The following is an 18,958-nucleotide window of genomic DNA, read 5'->3' on the forward strand; positions in this document are numbered from 1 at the left end:
GATGCTGTTCAGATCACGATATTGATGATCTTGCCCGGCACGACGATAATTTTTTTCGGGGCTTTGCCTTCGAGCCATTTCTGCGCTTCGGGAGCGGTCACGACATCGGCCTGGATTTCGGCGGGCGTCATCGAGGCGGCGTATTCCTTCTTGAAGCGGAGCTTGCCGTTGACCGAAACGGGGTATTCGAACGAGTTCTGCACCAGGTGCTTTTCGTCGAAGGCCGGATAGGAGGCCGTGCAGACCGAACCGGTGTGTCCGAGTGCGGCCCACAGTTCCTCGGTGATATGCGGAGCGAAGGGGGCGAGCAGTATGGTCAGCGGTTCGAGCACTTCGCGTTTGGAGCATTCGCCGAGTTCGTTGAGGCAGATCATGAAGGCGGCCACCGAGGTGTTGAACGAGAAATTCTCGATGTCCTCGGAGACCTTCTTGATGGTCTTGTGCAGCGTGCGGAGCTCCTGTTCGGTCGCCTTTTCGTCGGTGACGCACAAGCGGCCGTCGCGGTCGAAGAACAGGCGCCAGAAGCGGCGCAGGAATTTGTGCACGCCGTCGATGCCGTTGGTGTCCCACGGCTTCGACTGCTCCAGCGGACCGAGGAACATCTCGTACATGCGCAGCGTGTCGGCGCCGTAGTTGTCGACGATGTAGTCGGGGTTCACGACGTTGTAGAACGACTTCGACATCTTCTCGATGGCCCAGCCGCAGACGTACTTGCCGTCTTCGAGGATGAACTCGGCGTTCTTGTATTCGGGCATCCATGCGCGGAAGGCGTCGAGGTCGAGGATGTCGTTGCGGACCATGTTCACGTCGACGTAGAGCGCCTGCGTTTCGTACTGGTCCTTGAGGCCCAGCGACACGAACTTGTCGGTCCCGACGATGCGGTAGACGAAGTTCGAGCGGCCCTGGATCATGCCCTGGTTGACGAGCTTGCGGAACGGTTCCGGTTCGCAGACGGCTCCCAGGTCGTAGAGGAACATGTTCCAGAAGCGCGAGTACATCAGGTGGCCCGTGGCGTGCTCGATGCCGCCGACGTAGAGGTCCACGTTGCGCCAGTATTCGTCGGCCTCCTTGCCGACGAGCGCCCGGTCGTTGTGCGGGTCCATGTAGCGCAGGTAGTAGGCCGACGATCCGGCGAATCCGGGCATGGTCGAAAGTTCGAACGGATATCCCTCGGGCGTCTCCCAGCCCTTGACCCGGGCCAGGGGCGGTTCGCCCTGCTCGGTGGGACCGAAGTCCGCGATCGGAGGCAGCTCCAGCGGCAGTTTGTCTTCCGGCAGCGGGTAGGCTACGTCGTTCTTGTAGTAGATCGGGAAGGGCTCTCCCCAGTAGCGCTGGCGTGAGAAAATGGCGTCGCGCAGACGGTAGTTGACGAGCTTCTTGCCCAATCCGCGGCGCTCGACTTCGGCGAACATTAGTCCGATCGCTTCTTTTACATCCTTTCCGTTGAGGAAATCCGAGTTGATTACTTTGCCCGATTTGGCGTCGTACGACTCGACCGAAACGTCTCCGCCTTCGACCACCGGGATGATCTCCAGGCCGAAATGCCGGGCGAAAGCCCAGTCGCGCGAGTCGTGTGCCGGAACGGCCATGATGGCGCCCGTTCCGTAGCCCGCCAGCACGTAGTCGGAGATGTAGATCGGAATGGCTTTGTTGGTGAAGGGGTTGATGGCGTAAGAGCCTGTGGCTACGCCGCTGACGCGTTTTGTGTCGGCGATGCGGTCGCGTTCGGAGCGCTTCTTGGTCTGGCAGATATAGTCCTCGACGGCAGCCTTGTTTTCGGGTGTCGTCAGGGAGTCGACCCATTCGTGTTCGGGGGCGATAACCATGAACGTCACGCCGAAAATCGTGTCGGGACGGGTCGTGAAAATCTCCAGTTTCTTCGCCGAGCCCTGGATGTCGAAAAAGACCTGGGCGCCCTCCGAACGGCCGATCCAGTTGCGCTGGATTTCCTTCAGCGAGTCGCTCCATTCGAGTTTGTCCAGTCCGTCGAGCATGCGCTGGGCATAGGCGGTCACGCGGAGCAGCCATTGTTTCATGCGTTTCTGTTCGACCGGATAGCCGCCGCGGACCGAAAGTCCGTCGTGTACTTCGTCGTTCGCAAGCACGGTTCCCAGTTTCGGACACCAGTTGACCTGGGTATCGGCGCGGAAGGCAAGGCGGTAGTTCTGGAGGATCTGCTCCTTTTCCTGCTCGTTTTTGGCGTTCCATTCGTCTGCCGTGAAGTGCATTTCGGTCGTGCAGGCGACGTTCAGCCCTTCGGTTCCCGATTGTTCGAATGCGGCGATCAGCTCTTCGATCGGGCGCGCCTGCTGCTTGTCGTAGCAGTAGTACGAGGAGAACATCTTGAGGAACGCCCATTGTGTCCACTTGTAATACCCGGGATCGCATGTGCGTACCTCGCGGTCCCAGTCGAACGAGAATCCGATCTTGTCCAGCTGCTCGCGGTATCGGGCGATATTCTGGTCGGTCGTTACGGCCGGATGCTGGCCCGTCTGGATGGCATACTGCTCGGCGGGCAGGCCGAAGGCGTCGTAGCCCATCGGATGCAGGACATTGAAGCCCTTGAGGCGCTTGTAGCGCGAGTAGATGTCCGAGGCGATGTAGCCCAGCGGATGGCCGACGTGCAGGCCTGCGCCCGACGGATAGGGAAACATGTCCAGTACGTAGAATTTGGGCCGCGAGGGGTCCGTCTCCACCTTGTAGGTCTTGTTCTCCCGCCAGCGGCGCTGCCATTTGGGCTCGATTTCCTTGAAATTGTACTCCATATCTCGTGTGTTTTTGTTGCGGATTTTCCTGCAAAAATAGCAAAAGTTTCTTGGATTGACTCATTTTCGTCCGTCGGAATGGCATAAAAAGGAGGGACACGGCTTTATAGCCGTGTCCCGTCGTGATTTCAGGTCGTCGTGCGTCAGTTGTAAAGCGGCACGACGTACATCGAATAGGCCTCGCTGTGGCCCGTGCCGTCGGAGAGCGTGTAGCGGATGTCGTTGCCGTGCCAGACGACGGCGGTCCGCGTCGTGCCGAAGAGGGTCCCGGCGGTGAATACGTCGTCGTACCAGGCGGCTATCGAATAGGGCATCGAGCCGCTGCCCGAACCGTCGGAGAGGTCGAAGAGTTCCTGCCCGTTCTTCCAGACGACGCCCTCCTCCTCGAAATCGTCGGTGTCGGTATAGTAGCCGGCCGTGTAGAGCGTGTTTTCGAACCGGCAGACGGCCATGGCCTCGGCGTAGGAACTGCCGTCGGTCAGGGTGTAAAGCAGGTCCTTGTCTTTCCAGACCGTAGCGCTGTTGCCCGAATGTCCTGCGGCGTAGATCGTCCTGCCCGAAAGACAGAGTGCGTTTACTCCGGCTTCGGATTCCCCGTCGGTGAGGGTGTAGTGCGCCTTGTCGTTTTTCCAGACGACGGCGAGCGGTTTGGTGAATCCGCTTTGCAGGCTGCCTGCGGCGTAAACGTCGCTGCCCGAGACGACGACCGACCGGGCCTGCGAGACGGCCGGGCTGACCGAGTAGGCGTGGAGCACGTCGCCGTTTTTCCAGACGGTCGCCGTCAGGGATCCGTCGTTTTGCGCGCTTCCGGCCGTGTAGAGACTGCCGTTCGTGGCGAAAACCGAATAGGCGTAGGAATCTGCACTGCCGCTGCCCAAGGTGTATTTCAGCGTGCCGTTTTCCCATACTTTGGCCACGATTTCGTCACCCTGCTGTTCATAGCCCGCGACGTAGACGGTGCTGCCCGAGACGCAGACCGCATAGGCCCATGCGTCGTTCGTGCCGTCGGTGAGCGTGTAGAGTGTTTCGCCGTTTTTCCAGACCGTTGCGACGGCCTTCATCGCAGGCGTCGTGTAGCCTGCGGTGTAAATGTCATAACCGGTGGGTTTCGGCGGTTTCGGACCGTCGTCGTCCGAACTGCATGCTGCGGGGCTGGCGAGTGCGGCGAGGAGCACGGGCAAAAAGTTGCGTAAAAGTCGTTTCATGGTGATCGTCATTGGTTTGCGGTGCAGGGGTTTTCGGGGCGTCCTGTGGGGACGGTCTGCCTGCATCCCGTTTGCAGGGCAAAGTTCATGCCGGGGTTCGGGGTCGGGAATATTCGGTTTATGGCCTTGATAATAAATCTGTTGCTTGTTTTGGCATAATTAAAACTTATTATGTGTAAAATTGCATAGGTAAAAAGTATCGCGAATGGCGCAAAATCCTGTAAAATGGCGAAAAAAGACGTGCATATATATTGTATTTCCGAAAAATTGCGTACCTTTGCAGTCCATTTTGGACAATGGAGATAGATTTTTTAACAATTAAAGGACAGTTTTAGAAATGCCAACTATTCAACAGTTAGTGAGAAACGGCCGCGTGAAGATGGAGGACAAGTCGAAGTCTCCCGCACTGGCCGCGTGTCCCCAGCGCCGAGGCGTATGTACGCGTGTGTACACGACGACCCCGAAGAAGCCGAACTCGGCAATGCGTAAGGTAGCACGTGTAAGATTGACCAACGGCAAGGAGGTCAACGCCTACATCCCCGGAGAAGGCCACAACTTGCAGGAGCACTCGATCGTGCTCGTTCGCGGCGGTCGTGTAAAGGACCTCCCCGGTGTACGTTATCACCTGGTGCGCGGTGCACTCGACTCGGCAGGCGTCGACGGACGTCGCCAGCGTCGTTCGAAGTACGGTGCAAAACGCCCCAAGGCAGGAGCAGCAGCACCTGCAAAGAAGAAATAAAAGTTCTACCAAGACCAAATTAATTTTTAGCAAATACAATGAGAAAAGCTAAGCCAAAAAAGCGAATTCTACTTCCGGATCCGAAGTTCGGAGACGTGGCTGTGACCCGTTTCGTGAACAACCTCATGCTGGATGGTAAGAAGAGTATTGCCTACACGATTTTCTACGACTCGCTCGAAATCGTCGGCAAGAAGATGAAGGATGCTGATAAATCTCCGCTGGAAGTCTGGAAACAGGCCCTTGAGAACATCACGCCCCAAGTCGAAGTAAAATCGAAGCGTATCGGTGGCGCAACGTTCCAGGTTCCGATGGAGGTTCGTCCGGAGCGCAAGATTTCTATTTCCATGAAAAACCTTGTCCTCTATTCCCGCAAGCGCGCCGGCAAGACGATGGCAGACAAACTCTCAGCAGAAATACTGGATGCCTACAACCAGCAGGGCGCAGCCTTCAAACGTAAGGAGGAGATGCACCGCATGGCCGAAGCCAACAAGGCATTCGCACACTTTAGATTCTAATAAGGAGACTGACAGATGGCAACAAGAGATTTAAAATATACTCGTAATATCGGTATCATGGCTCACATCGATGCCGGTAAAACCACCACGTCGGAGCGCATCCTTTTCTACACGGGTAAAACCCACAAAATCGGTGAGGTACACGAAGGCGGCGCTACGATGGACTGGATGGTCCAGGAGCAGGAGCGCGGCATCACGATTACCTCGGCCGCAACGACCGCCTTCTGGAACTACAAGGGCGAACAGTATCAGATCAACCTGATCGATACCCCGGGACACGTCGACTTCACGGTCGAGGTGGAGCGTTCGCTGCGCGTGCTGGACGGCGCTGTCGCTACGTTCTGTGCCGTAGGCGGCGTAGAGCCCCAGTCGGAGACCGTATGGCGTCAGGCTGACAAGTACAACGTTCCCCGTATCGGTTACGTCAACAAGATGGACCGTACGGGCGCCGACTTCCTGGCCGTTTGCGCGCAGATCAAAGAGCACTTCGGAGCGCTGGCCCTGCCGGTCGTTCTGCCTATCGGCGCCGAAGACAAGTTCGAAGGACTGGTAGACCTTATATATAATAACGCTATCTATTACTACGACGACAAGGGCGTCCGCGACAACTTCGAGTTGAAGGAGATTCCCGCGTCGATGAAGGAAGAGGCCGCCGAGTGGCGCGGCAAGCTCATCGAGGAGGTCGCTTCGACCGACGATGCGCTGATGGAGAAGTTCTTCGAGGATCCCGATTCGATCACCCCGGAGGAGCTGCTCGCCGCAATCCGCAAGGCGACGATCTCGATGCAGATCGTTCCGATGCTTTGCGGTTCGTCGTTCCACAACAAGGGCGTACAGAAACTGCTCGACTATGTAATGGCTTTCCTGCCTTCGCCGCTGGACGTACCCGCTGTTACGGGTATCAACCCCAAGACCGACAAGGAGGAGACGCGCAACGCTTCGGAGAGCGATCCGTTCTGCGGCCTTGCGTTCAAGATCGCTACCGACCCGTTCGTAGGCCGCCTGGCTTTCGTGCGCGTTTATTCGGGTAAGCTCGATGCAGGTTCCTACGTGCTCAACGCACGCAGCGGCAAGCGCGAGCGTATCAGCCGCATCTACCAGATGCACGCCAAGCAGCAGAATCCGATGGAGACTGTCGGCGCCGGCGACATCTGCGCAGCCGTAGGTTTCAAGGAAATCCGCACGGGCGACACGCTCTGCGCCGAGAACGCACCTATCGTTCTGGAGCAGATGACCTTCCCCGAGCCGGTTATCGGCCTGGCCGTAGAACCCAAGACCCAGAAGGACCTCGACAAGCTCGGCATCGCCCTGGGCAAGCTGGCTGAGGAGGACCCCACCTTCACGGTTCACACCGACGAGGATTCGGGCCAGACGGTGATCAGCGGCATGGGTGAGCTTCACCTCGACATCATCGTCGACCGTCTGCGTCGCGAGTTCGGCGTGGAGATCAACCAGGGCGCTCCCCAGGTTAACTACAAGGAGTCGCTCACCAAGACGGTTCAGCACCGCGAGGTCTTCAAGAAGCAGACCGGTGGTCGCGGTAAGTTTGCCGACATCATCTTCGAGATCGGTCCCGCCGACGACGGCGCCATGGGCCTTACGTTTGTCGACGAGGTGAAGGGCGGTAACATCCCCAAGGAGTTTATCCCCGCCGTGCAGAAAGGCTTCGCTTCGGCGATGACCAACGGTGCATTGGCCGGCTACAAGATGGACTCGATGAAGATTACGCTGAAGGATGGTTCGTTCCACCCCGTGGACTCCGACCAGTTGTCGTTCGAGATCGCAGCCCGCAACGGTTACCGTGCAGCAGCCCCCAAGGCCGGTTCGGTGATTATGGAGCCTATCATGTCCGTGGAGGTCGTGACCCCCGAGGAGAACATGGGTGACGTTATCGGCGACCTGAACAAGCGCCGCGGACAGGTTACCGGCATGGAGTCGAAGGGTACTGCCCGCGTGGTGAAAGCCAAAGTCCCCCTGTCGGAGATGTTTGGCTATGTAACCGTGCTGCGTACGATTTCGTCGGGCCGCGCAACCTCGTCCATGGAGTTCTCGCACTTCGAGGAGGTTCCTGCCAACCTGGCTAAGGAGATCATCGAGAAAGCGAGTGGTAAACGTAAGGATATAGAATAAGCAAACAATATGAACCAGAAGATTAGAATCAAGTTAAAGTCATTCGATCACAATCTCGTGGACAAATCGGCCGAGAAGATTGTGAAGACTGTGAAGAGCACGGGCGCCGTCGTAAGCGGCCCGGTGCCCCTTCCCACGCACAAGCAGATTTTTACGGTCAACCGCTCGACTTTTGTCAACAAGAAAGCCCGCGAGCAGTTCCAGCTCTGCACCTTCAAGCGTATCCTCGACATCTACTCGTCGACGCCCAAAACGATCGACGCGCTGATGAAACTGGAGCTTCCCTCGGGTGTTGAGGTAGAGATCAAAGTGTGATAGGATCGATGACCATCTAACGAAAGATCACTTTTTTATTTATAACAAACAATTTGACAACAAATGTCAGGACTTATTGGAAAGAAAATCGGAATGACTTCCGTTTACAGTGCCGAGGGTAAGAACATACCATGCACTGTCATTGAGGCTGGACCGTGCGTTGTTACGCAAATCAAGACCGTCGAGAAGGATACCTACGAGGCGGTTCAGATTGCCTATGACGAGACAAGTGAAAAGCACGCCACCAGCAGTTTGTTAGGTCACTTCAAGAAAGCCGGCACGACCCCGAAACGCAAACTTGCGGAATTCAAGGACATGCCCGAAGTGAATCTCGGCGACACGCTGACCGTAGACCTCTTCTCGGAGGAGGACTGGGTAGACGTGACCGGGATTTCGAAAGGAAAAGGTTTTCAGGGCGTAGTGAAGCGTCATGGCTTCGGCGGCGTCGGCGGCCAGACTCACGGCCAGCACAACCGTGCCCGCAAGCCGGGTTCGCTGGGCGCATCGTCCTATCCTTCGCGCGTCTTCAAGGGCAAGCGTTTGCCCGGCCAGATGGGCGGTGAGCAGGTGAAGGTTCTCAACCTGCGTGTATTGAAAGTAATTCCCGAAAGCAACCTGATCCTCGTGAAAGGGTCGATTCCGGGAGCAAAAGGTGCTTATTTAACGATTGAAAAATAGTATGGAATTAGCTGTATTAAACACACAAGGAAAAGAGACGGGTCGTAAGGTAGTCCTTTCGGATGCTGTCTTCGGCGTGGAGGCTAATGACCACGCTATTTACCTCGACGTGAAGCAGTATCTCGCTGACCAGCGTCAGGGCACGCACAAGTCGAAGCAGCGCAACGAAGTTGCCGGTTCGACCCGCAAGCTCAAGCGCCAGAAAGGCACAGGCGGCGCCCGTGCAGGCAGCATCAAGTCGCCCCTGTTCCCGGGTGGCGGCCGTATCTTCGGTCCCCAGCCCCGCGATTACAGCTTCAAGCTCAACAAGAAGCTCAAGCAGCTGGCTCGCCGCAGCGCGCTGACCTACAAGGCCCAGGCCGGTTCGATCAGCATCGTCGAGACGATCTCGATGGAGGCTCCCAAGACCAAGTCGGTCGTGGCTCTGGCCGAGGCTCTCAAGGTTGACGACAAGAAGGTTCTGCTGATTCTTCCCGAATCGAATGTAAACCTCCAGCTGTCGTGCCGCAACCTGCCTTACGTGAAGCCCGTGCTGGCTCAGAACGTCTGCACTTACGACGTGATGAACGCATCGGCCATCGTGTTGGTGGAAGGCGCCGAGAATGTATTGAATACGATGTTAGCTTAAAAACGCATAGTTACAATGGACATTATTATTAAGCCGGTTTTGACCGAGAAAATGACGATTCAGGGCGAAAAGTTGAATCGCTACGGTTTTATCGTTGACGTGAGGGCTAACAAGCTGCAGATTCGCAATGCCGTAGAGCAGATGTACAACGTCGTCGTTACGGACGTGAACACCGTGAACTACATGGGCAAACTCAAGAGCCGCTATACCAAAGCCGGCCTGCTTGAGGGTCGCGCTAACAACTTCAAGAAGGCTATCGTCACCTTGAAGGATGGAGACAAGATCGATTTTTACAGTAATATCTAACGAAGATGGCAGTAAGAAAATTTAAACCTGTAACCGCAGGTACGAGACATAAGATTATCGGCACGTTCGACGAAATCACGACGAACAAACCGGAGAAATCGCTGCTCAGCCCCAAGAAGAGCTCGGGTGGACGTAACAGTGACGGCAAAATGACGGTCCGCTACATCGGCGGCGGTCACAAGCAGATGTATCGTAACGTCGACTTCAAACGCTCGAAAGATGGCATCGCTGCAACTGTAAAGTCGATCGAGTACGACCCGAATCGTACTGCACGCATTGCACTCCTGGCATACGCCGACGGTGAGAAGAGCTACATCATCGCACCCAACGGACTCCAGGTGGGCCAGACCGTAATGAGCGGCGCAGGCGTTGCTCCCGAGGTCGGAAATACGCTCTTCCTGAGCGAGATTCCCCTGGGTACGGTTGTCCACAACATTGAACTCTACCCCGGTCAGGGCGCCGCCATGGCACGTTCGGCCGGTTCCTACGCCCAGCTGCTGGCTCGCGAAGGCAAATTCGCGATCATCAAGCTGCCTTCGGGCGAGACTCGTATGGTACTCGTAACTTGCCGTGCTACGGTGGGTGTTGTGTCGAATGTCGACCACAGCCTCGAAAGCTCGGGTAAGGCAGGACGTGAGCGTTGGCTCGGTCGCCGTCCTCGCAACCGCGGTGTCGTTATGAACCCGGTGGATCACCCGATGGGTGGTGGCGAAGGCCGTGCGTCGGGTGGTCACCCGCGTTCGCGCAAGGGTCTGCTTGCCAAGGGTTATAAGACTCGTAACCCGAAGAAGACGACCTCGAAGTTTATTATTTCCAAGAAGAAAAAATAATTAAATAAGAGTACATAATGAGCCGTTCATTAAAAAAAGGACCGTTTATCGACCCCAAGCTGGAAGCGAAGATCGTCGCTCAGGCCGAAGGAAATAAAAAGTCGGTAATTAAGACATGGTCGCGAGCAAGTATGATCTCCCCTGACTTCGTAGGTCAGACGGTAGCCGTCCACAACGGAAACAAATTTATTCCGGTGTACGTAACAGAGAACATGGTAGGACACAAACTCGGTGAGTTTGCTCCCACGCGTAACTTCCGCGGTCACTCAGGTAACAAGAAAAAATAGGTAGAAAATGGGTGCAAGAAAAGCAAATAAAGCCGAACAGTTAAAGGCTGAGAAGAAGCAGAAGGCTATCGCCGTTCTGCGTGATTGCCCGACCTCTCCCCGCAAGATGCGCCTGGTGGCCGACATCATCCGCGGTGTGGAAATCAACAAGGCTCTGGGTATCCTTCGTTACTCGAAGAAGGAAGCGTCGATCCGGATGGAGAAACTCCTCAAGTCGGCGATTGCCAACTGGGAGACCAAGAACGAATCGGAGCGTCTGGAGGACACGAAACTCTGCGTTAAAGAGGTATTCGTCGACGGCGGCCGCATGCTGAAGCGTATTCAGGCAGCGCCCCAGGGTCGCGCACACCGTATCCGTAAGCGTTCGAACCACGTAACGATCGTAGTTGACAAAATGGTAATCGTAGAAAAAGAAAACAAGTAATCAGATGGGACAAAAAGTTAATCCGATAGCAAATCGTCTTGGTATCATCCGCGGTTGGGATTCCAACTGGTTCGGAGGCAAGGATTTCTCCGACAAACTCGTCGAGGACGCCAAGATCCGCAAGTATCTGAATGTCCGTCTGGCGAAGGCTAGCATCTCGAAGATCATCATCGAGCGCACGCTGAAACTTGTCACGGTTACGATTTCGACGGCTCGCCCGGGCATCATCATCGGCAAGGGCGGCCAGGAGGTCGACAAACTGAAGGAGGAGCTGAAGAAGCTCACCGGCAAGGAGATCCAGATCAACATCTTCGAGGTAAAGCGTCCCGAGGTGGATGCCGTCATCGTAGGTCAGAACATCGCCCGTCAGCTCGAGGGCCGCGTATCGTTCCGCCGTGCCGTGAAGACGGCCGTGGCTTCGACCATGCGCATGGGCGCCGAGGGTATCAAAATCCAGGTTGCCGGCCGTGTAGGCGGCGCCGAGATGGCCCGTACGGAGACGATCAAGGAAGGACGTATTCCGCTGCACACGTTCCGCGCAGACATCGACTACTGCCTGACCGAGGCGCTCACGAAAGTGGGTATCCTGGGCGTGAAAGTCTGGATCTGCCAGGGAATCGTATACGGTCAGCGCGACCTGTTCGAAATCGCAGGCGCTTCGGCGCAGGCTCCTTCGGGCGACCGCGGTGAGCGTGGTGATCGCCGTGGTGGCGACCGTCGTGGCGGAGACCGCCGTGGTGGCGACCGTCGTGGCGGAGACCGTCGCGGTGGCGACCGCCGTGGTGGGGACCGTCGCAATAACAATCAGTAAGTAGGACCTTTTTAAAGCAGAACTAACATGTTACAGCCGAAAAAGACCAAATTTAGAAGAATGCAGAAAGGCCGTATGAAGGGTATCGCTCAGAGAGGTAACCAGCTTGCATACGGATCGTTCGCAATCAAGGCACTTGAATCGACCTGGATCACGGGTCGTCAGATAGAGGCGGCACGTCAGGCCATTACGCGTTACATGAAGCGTGAAGGTCAGTTGTGGATCCGCATCTTCCCCGACAAACCCATCACGAAGAAGCCCGCCGAGGTGCGTATGGGTAAGGGTAAAGGTAATCCCGAAGGCTTCGTGGCGCCTGTTACGCCCGGACGTATTCTTTTCGAGGCAGAGGGTGTGCCCCTGGCAGTTGCTCAGGAAGCGCTGCGCCTGGGTGCTCAGAAGCTGCCTATTACCACCAAGTTTATCGTAAGACGTGACTACGTCGAAACCACAATTTAAGGGATACACAAAATGAAAAGTGCAGAAATCAAGGATATTTCGACAAAGGACCTGCAGGAGCGCATCGAGACCGAAAAGGCCCAGCTCGCAAAGCTGAAGGTGCAGCACGCAGTGTCTCCCGTCGAGAACCCGTCGATCATTAAGAAGAACCGCAGAGATATAGCTCGCATGCTGACCGTTCTGCGTCAAAAAAACGCTAAATAACGAGAACAACTATGGAAAGAAATCTTAGAAAAGAGCGTATCGGTGTGGTTGTCAGCAACAAGATGGAAAAGACCATTGTGGTTGCAGTAGCACGTAAGGTGAAGCATCCTATCTACGGCAAGTTCGTGAACAAGACGACGAAGTTTGTGGCCGAGTCGCTCGACGAGACCTGCAAGGAGGGCGATACCGTACGCATTATGGAAACCCGCCCGCTGAGCAAGACCAAGCGTTGGAGATTAGTACAAATCATTGAAAGAGCTAAGTAGTTATGATACAACAGGAAAGTAGACTCATTGTAGCTGATAACAGCGGTGCGAAGGAGGTCCTCTGCATCCGGGTGCTCGGCGGCACGAAACGTCGCTACGCATCCATCGGCGATAAGATCGTCGTGGCTGTCAAGAGCGCGACTCCCTCGGGCGAAGTCAAGAAGGGCGCCGTATCGAAGGCTGTAGTCGTAAGAACCACGAAGGAAATCAGACGTGCCAACGGTTCGTACATTCGTTTCGACGACAACGCCGTGGTGCTGCTTAACAACCAGGGTGAAATGCGCGGTACTCGTATATTCGGCCCCGTAGCTCGCGAGCTGCGTGACCAGTATATGAAGATTATCTCCCTCGCACCCGAAGTATTGTAATCATAAAAACTATTTCGGATATGTCAATGAAATTACATATTAAGAAAGGGGATCAGGTTCAGGTCATCGCCGGTGACAGCAAAGGCCAGACGGGCAAAGTCCTGAAGGTCGAGGTTTCGAAGCAGCGTGCCATCGTCGAAGGTGTGAACCTCTGCAAGAAGGCCACGAAGCCCAATGCACAGAATCCCCAGGGAGGCATCGTCGAGAAAGAGGCTCCGATTCACGTTTCGAACCTCATGCTCATCGATCCCAAGTCGGGCAAGCCTACCAAGGTCGGCCGCAAGACGGATGCAAAAGGTAAATTAGTTCGTTTCGCTAAAAAGTCAGGGGAGGAGATCAAATAATGGGATACGTACCTACACTCAAGACACAGTATAAGGAGCAGATCAAGCCTGCCCTTATGAAGGAGTTCGGTTACTCGAGCATTATGCAGTGCCCGAAGCTCGAAAAGATCGTAATCAACCAGGGTATGGGCCAGGCCGTCGCCGATAAGAAACTTATCGACGTGGCTGAAGCCGAGCTGACGACAATCACCGGCCAGAAGGCCGTTCAGACCCGCTCGCGCAAGGACATCTCGAACTTCAAGCTGCGTAAGGGCATGCCTATCGGCGTGCGCGTGACGCTGCGCGATACGAAGATGTACGAGTTCCTGGAGCGTCTGATCGCCGTGGCTCTGCCGCGTATCCGCGACTTCAAGGGTATCAATGAAAAGTTCGACGGCCAGGGCAACTACACCCTGGGTATCACCGAGCAGATCATCTTCCCGGAAATCGACATCGACAAGATCACCAAGATCTTCGGCATGGAGATTACGTTCGTAACGACGGCCAAAACCGACGAGGAGGCTTATGCCCTGCTCCGCGAGTTCGGTCTTCCTTTCAAAAACGCTAAAAAGAATCAATAAGCTATGGCAAAAGAATCGATGAAGGCCCGCGAGGTGAAGCGTGCGAAGCTCGCAAACCGCTATGCTCACAAGCGCGAGGAGATCGCTGCCAAGGTGAAGAGCGGTGAGATGGATCACGAAGAGGCATGGCAGGCGCTTGCGAAGCTGCCCCGCAACTCGAATCCCATCCGCCAGCACAACCGCTGCAAGATCACGGGTCGTCCCAAGGGCTATATTCGCCTGTTCGGCATCAGCCGTATCCAGTTCCGCGAAATGGCCTCGAAGGGTCTGATCCCGGGCGTTACGAAAGCTAGCTGGTAGTCGCCGGGGTGCGGCGAGGGGATGCGTGTATGCGGATCCCGGAACCGGAACCGGCAACTCGAATATGTTCCACCTTCCGGAAGGTGTCGAGCCTGTGGGGAGCATGTCTCTCCAAAGGAAGTGGAGCTGATAGGGGTGTATAACCCGGTAGATACGTCACAGTATCGGGGAAAGTGCCGCCGCAAGCGGTAACTTCCCGATATGTGGGGCGTAACGAAAGGTTGGACACTTGGTTACAAATTTCTCGGACCAGGGGCCGGAGGCCGATGCCGGAGTTGCGCAAGCAGCCGGGCGGATGCCGGAAGGCTCAGTCGGAAGGGTGATACCGAAGTTGCGCAATGCAGCGGAAGTAGAGGCCGGAGGCTGCCGGAACGGAGGGCTGACGCAGGAACGCATATGACGTTCCGGGCTCAGGCCCGAAGGGCTGGAATCGGACCCGAAAGTGCGGCGGATGCCGTGCCGGAAGAACCGAAGGGCGGTTGCCGAAAGGAAATTTTGTGCAGATACATGTTAGCAACATTGGGTGCTAACATTGTCTGCATTCCGGAGGTAACGCTAAAATCGCTAAAAATCAGGCGATAACTTGGCCGTTTGGGAAATAATGCGTATATTTGCGCGCTTTGTACCCTCGTGTGCGTATGCGAACGGGGGACGGGCAAAAAGGCTGTAAAGCGATTGGTGGTGAGCTAATTTGCTGAAAGCCAGAATAATAAAAAACAAACCAATTATTAATTTTTAACTTCTATTCGTTATGACTGATCCTATTGCGGACTTTCTGACCAGAATTAGAAACGCGGTGAAAGCCAACCACAAAGTGGTTGAAGCTCCCGGTTCAAAAATTAAGCAGGAGATGACCAAGATCCTCTATGAGCAGGGTTATATTCTCGCTTACAAATTCGACAAGGACGAGAAAGGTCACCCGTCGATCAAAATCGCTCTGAAGTGGGATGCTGCCACCAAGACCAATGCTATCAAGGACCTCAAGCGCGTCAGCCGCCCGGGTCTGCGTCAGTATGTTTCGGTTTCGGACATGCCCCGCGTTCTCAACGGACTGGGCATCGCCATCATCTCCACGTCGAAAGGTATCATGACCGACGCCCGGGCCCGCAAGGAAAATGTGGGCGGCGAGGTACTGTGCTACATCTACTAATCGCAAATTATTAAAGAACAACACAATGTCAAGAATTGGTAAATTACCTGTAACCCTGCCTGCCGGCGTTACCGTAGAGGTGGCCGCCGACAATACGGTAAGCGTGAAAGGGCCACTCGGGACGCTGAGCCAGAAAGTGGACTCGGATATCAAGGTAGAGGTCGGCACGCACATGGACATTCACACGAACAAGGAAGTTCCCGCCGTTCTGGTGTCCCGTCCCACCAACCAGCCCCGCCACCGTTCGCTGCACGGTCTGTACCGCGCACTGATCAACAACATGGTTGTCGGTGTATCGAAGGGCTATGAAATCAAACAGGAACTCGTAGGTGTCGGTTTCAAGGCCGAAGTGAAGGGTCAGGTGCTCGAAATGAGCCTCGGCTATTCGCACGATACGCATTTCCTTCTGCCCAAAGAGGTGACCGCTACGGCCGTTACCGAGAAGAAGGGCAATCCTATCGTAACGCTCAAGTCGATCGACAAGCAGCTCGTAGGCCAGGTTGCCGCGAAGATCCGTTCGCTGCGCAAGCCGGAGCCGTATAAGGGCAAGGGTATCAAGTTCGTCGGCGAGCAGATCCGTCGCAAGGCAGGTAAATCAGCAGGTGCTAAATAGTAAATAGTCTGAAGTTATGTCATTGAACAAGATAGAAAGAAGAGAGAGGATCAAGATGCGTATCCGCAAGATCGTTAGCGGAACGCCTTCACAGCCTCGCATGACTGTATATCGTAGCAACAAGCAGATCTACGTACAGTTTATCGACGACCTCGCAGGTGTTACCCTGGCTACGGCTTCCTCGCTGGACAAGGAGGTTGCCGAAGCGGTTGCAGGCAAGAACAAGTGCGAAGTAGCCGCCCTGGTGGGCAAACTGGCCGCCGAGCGCGCCACAGCCAAAGGCATCAGCGTCGTAGCCTTCGACCGTAACGGCTACCTGTATCACGGAAGAGTTAAACAGCTGGCCGAAGCAGCACGCGAAGGCGGACTTAAATTCTAAGCGATTATGTCAAATACCAACATAAAGAAAGTACGTACGAGCGACCTCGAACTCAAGGACCGGCTCGTAAGCATTCAGCGTGTAACCAAGGTAACCAAGGGTGGCCGCACGTTCAGTTTCTCGGCCATCGTCGTCGTAGGTAACGAGGACGGTGTCGTAGGCTACGGCCTGGGCAAGGCTTCGGAGGTTCAGTCGGCCATCGCCAAAGGCGTGGAAGACGCAAAGAAGAACCTGGTGAAGATCCCGGTTATCAACGGTACGATCCCCCACAAGCAGGAGTCGCGTTTCAGCGGTTCGCTCGTGATGATTCGTCCGGCCGCTCCCGGTACGGGTATCATCGCCGGCGGAGCCATGCGTGCCGTGCTCGAGTCGGTGGGCATCAAGAACGTGCTTGCCAAGAGCAAGGGTTCGTCGAACCCCCACAACCTGGTGAAGGCGACCATCGCTGCCCTGTGCGAACTGCGCGATGCCCACAGCATTGCCCGCGTGCGCGGTATCTCGATGGACAAGGTGTTTAACGGTTAATTCTCAAGAAGAACATGGCAAGATTGAAAATCACCCAGGTCAAAAGCCGCATCGGCTCTACGGAGCGTCAGTGCAAGAACCTTGACGCGCTGGGTCTGAAGAAGATCAACGCGAGCGTCGAGCACGACGACTCGGCAATCATCAAAGGTATGATTGAGCGCGTGAAGCACCTCGTCAAAGTCGAAGAGGTAGCCCCTGTCAAGAAGGCTGCCCCGAAGGCCAAGAAGGCCGAGGTCAAGGAGGAGGCTGCACAGGCCGCAGAATAAGTTTAACAGCTAACGGATTATAAACAATGGAACTCAATAATCTCAAACCCGCAAAGGGTTCAACGCATCACGATAAACGAATCGGCCGCGGTGCAGGTTCGGGCCACGGTGGCACGGCTACCCGTGGACACAAGGGTGCACAGTCGCGTTCGGGTTACTCGCGCAAGCTCGGCTTCGAGGGTGGCCAGATGCCGCTGCAGCGTCGCCTCCCCAAGTTCGGTTTCACGAACCTGAAGCGCGTTGAATTCAAGGCCATCAACCTCTCGACGCTCGAGGAGTTGGCAGCCAAGAAGTCGCTTTCGGAGGTTACGGTCGACACGCTTATTTCGGCAGGTTTCATCTCGTCGAACGACAAGGTGAAGATCCTGGGCAACGGCACGATTTCGAAAGCGCTGGCCGTTAAGGCTCATGCGTTCTCGAAGAGCGCCGAAGCGGCCATCACGGCAGCCGGAGGCAGCGTCGAAAAACTGTAAGCAACCTTAGAACCCAAAAATTATGAATCAGTATCTCGTTGTTGGTGTCGTCTTTTTGGTGGTAATCGCTCTTTTGGCGACCAACAAGAAATTGGTAGAAACGCTCAAGAATATCTACAAGATTGAGGAGCTCCGTAAACGTGTCATCTACACGATCGGACTGCTGCTGGTCTACCGCTTGGGTAGTTTCGTCGTGATTCCGGGCATCAACCCCAACGCCCTGGGCGAGGGTTCGGCGTATGCCAGCCAGTTGGAAGGCAACGGACTTCTGGGTCTGTTGAACGTCTTCTCCGGCGGTGCATTCGGTAACGCCGCTATTTTCGCGCTCGGAGTCATGCCGTACATCACCGCCTCGATCATCATCCAGTTGATGGGTATGATGATTCCGTATTTCCAGAAAATGCAGAAGGAGGGTGAGAGCGGCCGCCGCAAGATGAACCAGTGGACACGCTTCCTTACGATTGGTGTGTTGGTACTGCAGGGCCCGGCGTATATCGCCAACCTGTATCACCAGGTCCCCACCGCGTTCGTTTACGGCAATTCGTTCGGCTTCGTTGCCTATGCGACGACGATCCTGATCGCCGGAACCATGTTTATCATGTGGCTGGGCGAGAAGATCACCGACAAGGGTATCGGTAACGGTATCTCGCTGATCATCATGATCGGTATCGTGGCACGTCTTCCGCACGCGCTGTTGGCCGAGGTCAACGCCCGTTTCCAGACTGCCTCGGGTAGCGCCATCATGCTGATCCTCGAGCTGATCCTGCTGTTCCTTGTCTTCATGGCAACGATCGCCCTGGTACAGGCTGTCCGCAAGGTTCCTGTACAGTATGCAAAGCGTATCGTCGGTAACAAACAGTATGGCGGTGTACGTCAGTACATCCCCTTGAAGATGAATGCTGCGAATGTGATGCCTATCATCTTCGCGCAGGCTCTGATGTTTATTCCGGCGCTGTTCTCCGGTACGGCTTTCGCGGCTGCTTTCAGCTCGATGACCGGTTTCTGGTACAACTTTACGCTTGCAGTGCTGGTAATCGCTTTCACCTACTTCTACACGGCGATTATCATCAACCCTCAAATGATGGCCGATGACATGAAGCGAAACGGCGGCTTTATCCCGGGAGTGAAACCGGGTAAGCAGACCGTGAACTACATCGACACCATCATGACGCGTATTACGCTTCCGGGTTCGTTCTTCCTGGCGATCGTGGCTATCCTGCCCGCGCTGGCGATGAAGTTCCTCGGCATCCAGCAGTCGTTCGCCTACTTCTACGGAGGTACGTCGCTGCTGATCATGGTCGGCGTGGTACTCGACACTCTGAAGCAGATCGAGAGCTACCTGCTGATGCGCCATTACGATGGTCTGATGAAGACCGGACGTATTCAGGGTCGTCATTAGGAGTTTTTCCGAAGAGTTCTTA

Annotated in this window: 27 protein-coding genes; 25 read left to right on the forward strand and 2 right to left on the reverse strand. The window is 55.4% G+C overall.

Going from position 1 to position 18,958, the window contains the following annotated elements:
- Positions 1-8: 8 nt before the first annotated feature.
- Both leuS and I2E69_RS05945 read right to left on the reverse strand, forming a co-directional pair.
- Entirely contained in the window at positions 9-2,765 is a 2,757-nt protein-coding gene (leuS, locus tag I2E69_RS05940) for a leucine--tRNA ligase (RefSeq protein ID WP_195459876.1), read from the reverse strand.
- A 143-nt stretch (positions 2,766-2,908) separates the two neighbouring features.
- Positions 2,909-3,970, reverse strand: coding sequence for a hypothetical protein (locus tag I2E69_RS05945; protein ID WP_195459878.1), 1,062 nt, complete (start codon positions 3,968-3,970; stop codon positions 2,909-2,911).
- Between the two features lie 337 nt (positions 3,971-4,307).
- Between I2E69_RS05945 and rpsL the strand changes: the two genes are divergently transcribed.
- From rpsL to secY, 25 genes are all read left to right on the forward strand, one after another.
- Positions 4,308-4,709, forward strand: a complete 402-nt coding sequence (gene rpsL, locus I2E69_RS05950; RefSeq protein WP_195459880.1) for a 30S ribosomal protein S12 — start codon at positions 4,308-4,310, stop codon at positions 4,707-4,709.
- Between the two features lie 38 nt (positions 4,710-4,747).
- Positions 4,748-5,224: a 30S ribosomal protein S7 gene (gene rpsG, locus I2E69_RS05955; RefSeq protein WP_015547046.1), complete on the forward strand. Its 477-nt coding sequence runs from the start codon at positions 4,748-4,750 to the stop codon at positions 5,222-5,224.
- A 15-nt stretch (positions 5,225-5,239) separates the two neighbouring features.
- Positions 5,240-7,354: an elongation factor G gene (gene fusA / locus I2E69_RS05960; protein ID WP_195459882.1), complete on the forward strand. Its 2,115-nt coding sequence runs from the start codon at positions 5,240-5,242 to the stop codon at positions 7,352-7,354.
- 9 nt (positions 7,355-7,363) lie between these two features.
- Positions 7,364-7,669 (forward strand): 30S ribosomal protein S10, encoded by a 306-nt coding sequence (gene rpsJ / locus I2E69_RS05965; RefSeq protein ID WP_004329464.1) that lies wholly within the window; start codon positions 7,364-7,366, stop codon positions 7,667-7,669.
- 63 nt (positions 7,670-7,732) lie between these two features.
- Positions 7,733-8,347 carry a 50S ribosomal protein L3 gene (gene rplC / locus I2E69_RS05970; RefSeq protein ID WP_195459883.1) on the forward strand — a complete coding sequence of 205 codons (615 nt, stop codon included), beginning with the start codon at positions 7,733-7,735 and terminating at the stop codon, positions 8,345-8,347.
- A 1-nt stretch (position 8,348) separates the two neighbouring features.
- Positions 8,349-8,975 (forward strand): 50S ribosomal protein L4, encoded by a 627-nt coding sequence (gene rplD / locus I2E69_RS05975; RefSeq protein WP_195459885.1) that lies wholly within the window; start codon positions 8,349-8,351, stop codon positions 8,973-8,975.
- 15 nt (positions 8,976-8,990) lie between these two features.
- Positions 8,991-9,281 carry a 50S ribosomal protein L23 gene (rplW, locus tag I2E69_RS05980; RefSeq protein WP_015547048.1) on the forward strand — a complete coding sequence of 97 codons (291 nt, stop codon included), beginning with the start codon at positions 8,991-8,993 and terminating at the stop codon, positions 9,279-9,281.
- A 5-nt stretch (positions 9,282-9,286) separates the two neighbouring features.
- Positions 9,287-10,111, forward strand: coding sequence for a 50S ribosomal protein L2 (gene rplB, locus I2E69_RS05985; protein WP_195459887.1), 825 nt, complete (start codon positions 9,287-9,289; stop codon positions 10,109-10,111).
- Between the two features lie 17 nt (positions 10,112-10,128).
- Entirely contained in the window at positions 10,129-10,398 is a 270-nt protein-coding gene (gene rpsS / locus I2E69_RS05990) for a 30S ribosomal protein S19 (RefSeq protein ID WP_195459889.1), read from the forward strand.
- 7 nt (positions 10,399-10,405) lie between these two features.
- On the forward strand, positions 10,406-10,822 hold the full coding sequence (gene rplV, locus I2E69_RS05995) for a 50S ribosomal protein L22 (RefSeq protein ID WP_195459891.1): 417 nt from the start codon (positions 10,406-10,408) through the stop codon (positions 10,820-10,822).
- A 4-nt stretch (positions 10,823-10,826) separates the two neighbouring features.
- A complete protein-coding gene (gene rpsC / locus I2E69_RS06000; RefSeq protein ID WP_195459894.1) occupies positions 10,827-11,633 on the forward strand; it encodes a 30S ribosomal protein S3 in 807 nt (268 codons plus the stop codon).
- 27 nt (positions 11,634-11,660) lie between these two features.
- A complete protein-coding gene (gene rplP, locus I2E69_RS06005; protein WP_015547053.1) occupies positions 11,661-12,089 on the forward strand; it encodes a 50S ribosomal protein L16 in 429 nt (142 codons plus the stop codon).
- A 12-nt stretch (positions 12,090-12,101) separates the two neighbouring features.
- Complete coding sequence (gene rpmC / locus I2E69_RS06010) at positions 12,102-12,293, forward strand: 50S ribosomal protein L29 (RefSeq protein ID WP_015547054.1); 192 nt, start codon at positions 12,102-12,104, stop codon at positions 12,291-12,293.
- A gap of 11 nt (positions 12,294-12,304) precedes the next feature.
- Positions 12,305-12,559: a 30S ribosomal protein S17 gene (gene rpsQ / locus I2E69_RS06015; RefSeq protein ID WP_009597655.1), complete on the forward strand. Its 255-nt coding sequence runs from the start codon at positions 12,305-12,307 to the stop codon at positions 12,557-12,559.
- A gap of 2 nt (positions 12,560-12,561) precedes the next feature.
- The gene (rplN, locus tag I2E69_RS06020) at positions 12,562-12,927 is read left to right on the forward strand and encodes a 50S ribosomal protein L14 (RefSeq protein ID WP_195459896.1); all 366 of its coding nucleotides are present in this window, start codon (positions 12,562-12,564) and stop codon (positions 12,925-12,927) included.
- A 20-nt stretch (positions 12,928-12,947) separates the two neighbouring features.
- Positions 12,948-13,271: a 50S ribosomal protein L24 gene (gene rplX / locus I2E69_RS06025; RefSeq protein WP_195459898.1), complete on the forward strand. Its 324-nt coding sequence runs from the start codon at positions 12,948-12,950 to the stop codon at positions 13,269-13,271.
- Complete coding sequence (gene rplE, locus I2E69_RS06030; RefSeq protein ID WP_195459900.1) at positions 13,271-13,831, forward strand: 50S ribosomal protein L5; 561 nt, start codon at positions 13,271-13,273, stop codon at positions 13,829-13,831. Before rplX ends, rplE begins: the two co-directional genes overlap by 1 nt.
- Positions 13,832-13,834: 3 nt before the next feature.
- A complete protein-coding gene (rpsN, locus tag I2E69_RS06035; protein WP_044054318.1) occupies positions 13,835-14,131 on the forward strand; it encodes a 30S ribosomal protein S14 in 297 nt (98 codons plus the stop codon).
- Between the two features lie 751 nt (positions 14,132-14,882).
- Positions 14,883-15,281, forward strand: coding sequence for a 30S ribosomal protein S8 (gene rpsH / locus I2E69_RS06040; RefSeq protein ID WP_195459901.1), 399 nt, complete (start codon positions 14,883-14,885; stop codon positions 15,279-15,281).
- Positions 15,282-15,306: 25 nt separating this feature from the next.
- The gene (gene rplF / locus I2E69_RS06045) at positions 15,307-15,894 is read left to right on the forward strand and encodes a 50S ribosomal protein L6 (protein ID WP_195459903.1); all 588 of its coding nucleotides are present in this window, start codon (positions 15,307-15,309) and stop codon (positions 15,892-15,894) included.
- 16 nt (positions 15,895-15,910) lie between these two features.
- Complete coding sequence (gene rplR / locus I2E69_RS06050; RefSeq protein WP_195459904.1) at positions 15,911-16,273, forward strand: 50S ribosomal protein L18; 363 nt, start codon at positions 15,911-15,913, stop codon at positions 16,271-16,273.
- A gap of 6 nt (positions 16,274-16,279) precedes the next feature.
- Positions 16,280-16,798 (forward strand): 30S ribosomal protein S5, encoded by a 519-nt coding sequence (rpsE, locus tag I2E69_RS06055; protein ID WP_195459906.1) that lies wholly within the window; start codon positions 16,280-16,282, stop codon positions 16,796-16,798.
- A 14-nt stretch (positions 16,799-16,812) separates the two neighbouring features.
- Entirely contained in the window at positions 16,813-17,064 is a 252-nt protein-coding gene (gene rpmD / locus I2E69_RS06060; RefSeq protein ID WP_195459908.1) for a 50S ribosomal protein L30, read from the forward strand.
- 26 nt (positions 17,065-17,090) lie between these two features.
- A complete protein-coding gene (gene rplO, locus I2E69_RS06065; RefSeq protein ID WP_195459910.1) occupies positions 17,091-17,537 on the forward strand; it encodes a 50S ribosomal protein L15 in 447 nt (148 codons plus the stop codon).
- 22 nt (positions 17,538-17,559) lie between these two features.
- Positions 17,560-18,936: a preprotein translocase subunit SecY gene (secY, locus tag I2E69_RS06070; protein ID WP_195459911.1), complete on the forward strand. Its 1,377-nt coding sequence runs from the start codon at positions 17,560-17,562 to the stop codon at positions 18,934-18,936.
- The last annotated feature ends 22 nt before the right edge of the window (positions 18,937-18,958 follow it).

The sequence above is a fragment of the Alistipes sp. D31t1_170403_E11 genome, assembly GCF_015553985.1.
GTDB lineage: Bacteria > Bacteroidota > Bacteroidia > Bacteroidales > Rikenellaceae > Alistipes > Alistipes montrealensis.